This window comes from Streptomyces sp. ID05-39B, assembly GCF_033794725.1.
GTDB lineage: Bacteria > Actinomycetota > Actinomycetes > Streptomycetales > Streptomycetaceae > Streptomyces > Streptomyces bobili.
Map to the genome: position 1 here is coordinate 1 of NZ_JARGEF010000502.1, position 1,518 is coordinate 1,518.

The following is a 1,518-nucleotide window of genomic DNA, read 5'->3' on the forward strand; positions in this document are numbered from 1 at the left end:
TCGCCGGGGTTCCCGGGACGGGGGGTGCCAGCGGGTAGGAGGTCTGCGGGCCGTCGGCCGGGGTGTCCGCGTCCGTCAGGGGAGCCGGTCCGCCGGTGAGATCGGCGAGCATCCGGTCGACCTGTCCGGCGTCGGGGCGGCCCCGCGGGTCCCGCACGAGCAGCGAGGTGAGGACGGGGGTCAGCGGTCCGGCCCGCCGGGGCGCGGGCACGTCCTCGCCGAGCACGGCGGCCAGGGTGGCGAGCGTGCTGCCGCGGCGCAGCGGGTGATGGCCCTCGACGGCGACGTACAGCAGCATCGCCAGGGACCACAGGTCGGCGGCCGGGCCGCCGTCCTTGCCGCTGACGCGCTCCGGGGCCATGAAGTCGGGTGAGCCGATGACGGCCCCGGTGGCGGTGAGGCTGACGGACTCGCGGACGGCGGCGATGCCGAAGTCGGTGAGCACGGGCCGGCCGTCGGGGCGCAGCAGGACGTTGGCCGGTTTCACGTCGCGGTGCTCGATGCCGACGGCGTGCGCGGCGCGCAGCGCCGACAGCAGGTCCCGGCCCAGTCGGGCGGCCTCGGCCGGCGTCAACGGGCCGCGGTCCAGACGGTTGTGGAGCGAGCCGCCCTCCACCAGCTCCATCACGATCCACGGATACGTGGCGTCGCCGCCGTCGACGATGTGGTGGATGGTGACGACATGGGGGTGATGGACGCGGGCCAGCGCGCGGGCCTCCCGCAGGACGCGCTCGCGCAACAGGCGGGCGCCCTCGGGGTCGTACTCGGCGAGGTCCGGGTCGGGCGGCCGTACCTCCTTGACGGCGACGTCGCGGTGCAGCGCGAGGTCGTGCGCCCGCCACACGACGCCCATGCCCCCGCCGCCGAGCCGCTCGACCAGTTCGAACCGGCCGTCGACGACACGTCTGTCGGATCCCCCTGTGCTCATGGAGAGGGAGCTTAGGCGTAGGGCGCGCCCGCTCGTGCCCCGGTGTGACCTCCCCGTGCACCTGCCGTGCGGGGCGCGGCGCGAATGGGGCCGCGGGGCCAGGGGCATGCTCCGGGTGGGGTCGATTCCGGCGGGCCGCGCCGGCCGGAGGACCGGAGTGCCCCTTTCCCCCCGCCCGCATCCCACGAAGGACATGCGTCTTGGCTCAAACGATCCCTGAGGCACCGTCAGCCCGTCGTCCCGGCCGTTCCTGGACCATTCGTGTGGTCGGGCGCCGGGACCGCACCGCGTCGGTCACCTGCTCCTCCGCGTGCGCGATGCCGCCGCGCTCGCGCGACCTCGCGGCCCTGCGCCGCTTCGCCGAAGCCCATGCCGCCGCACACGCCAGAGCGGCGACCGTACGGTACGACGCCGCCTGCTGGTGCCGGCACGAGCGGTGCGCGGCGCACGAGGGCACCCGGATCTCCTGCGCGGGCGCGGTCCTGCTGGTGCTGCGGCACGATCCCGCCGTGGGCCAGGTGTGGACGCTCAGCGAGGTCTGCTCCGCCTGCGCCGCGTTGATGCCGCACACCCGGATCATCGGCCGCGCG

At 75.6% G+C, this 1,518-nt stretch carries 1 protein-coding gene and 1 pseudogene; one reads left to right on the forward strand and one right to left on the reverse strand.

Annotation, left to right across the window (positions count from 1 at the left end):
• A partial coding sequence (locus P1P75_RS41500) for a serine/threonine-protein kinase (RefSeq protein WP_319265216.1) occupies positions 1-928 on the reverse strand: 928 nt, incomplete at its 3' end.
• A gap of 263 nt (positions 929-1,191) precedes the next feature.
• Between P1P75_RS41500 and P1P75_RS41505 the strand changes: the two are divergent.
• A pseudogene (locus tag P1P75_RS41505) lies at positions 1,192-1,518 on the forward strand (hypothetical protein); the annotation flags it as partial.